This is a genomic window from Mycobacterium sp. NGS62 (genome assembly GCF_059812285.1).
Genome location: NZ_JCALCK010000074.1, coordinates 1 through 948, shown reverse-complemented (window position 1 = coordinate 948; position 948 = coordinate 1). Strand labels below are relative to the sequence as shown.

The 948-nt window shown below is 67.6% G+C and carries 1 protein-coding gene; it reads left to right on the top strand.

What is annotated here, in order from left to right; all coding sequences use genetic code 11:
* On the top strand, positions 1-948 hold a 948-nt coding region (locus AC5Y49_RS24750; RefSeq protein ID WP_499892012.1), incomplete at both ends, for a non-ribosomal peptide synthetase.

The following is a 948-nucleotide window of genomic DNA, read 5'->3' as shown; positions in this document are numbered from 1 at the left end:
GAGGTGGTGGATCGGTGGGCGCCGGGGCGGGTGGTGATCAACGCCTATGGGCCGACCGAGATCACGGTGTATGCGTCGATGAGCACACCACTGGTGGCGGGTTCGGGGGCGGCGCCGATCGGTGCGCCGGTGTCGACGGCGGCGGTGTTTGTGCTTGATGAGTGGTTGCGCCCGGTGCCGGCCGGGGTGGTGGGTGAGCTCTACGTCGGCGGCAGTGGTGTGGCGTGTGGGTATCTGGGGCGGTCGGGGTTGACGTCGGCGCGGTTTGTGGCCGACCCCTATGGGGGTGCGGGGGCGCGGATGTATCGCACCGGGGATTTGGTGAGTTGGCGCGCTGATGGGCAGTTGCAGTATTTGGGCCGCGCCGATGATCAGGTCAAGATCCGCGGGTATCGCATCGAACTCGGTGAGATCCAAACCGCCCTAGCGGGTTTGGCTGGGGTCGAGCAGGCGGTGGTGATCGCCCGCGAAGACCAGCCCGGCACCAAACGCCTGGTCGGCTACATCACCGGCACCGCCGATCCCGCCGAGCTGCGCACCGCGTTGGCCGAGCGGTTGCCGGCCTACATGGTGCCAGCCGCCGTGGTGGCGATCGAGGCGTTGCCGTTGACGATCAACGGCAAACTCGACACCCGCGCTTTGCCGGCACCGGAGTATCAGGACACCGATCATTACCGCGCCCCCGGCGATGCGATCGAGGAAATCCTGGCCGGCATCTACGCCCAGGTGCTCGGGCTCGAGCGAGTCGGCGTCGACGACTCGTTCTTCGACTTGGGTGGGGATTCACTCTCGGCGATGCGCCTGATCGCCGCGATCAACACCAGCCTGGACGCCGGCCTTTCAGTACGCACCGTGTTCGAGGCGCCCACGGTGGCCCAGCTGGCACCCCGTATTGGCGGGGAGGCGACTCGGCTTCCGCGGTTGGTTCCGGTTGAGCGGCCGGAGCAT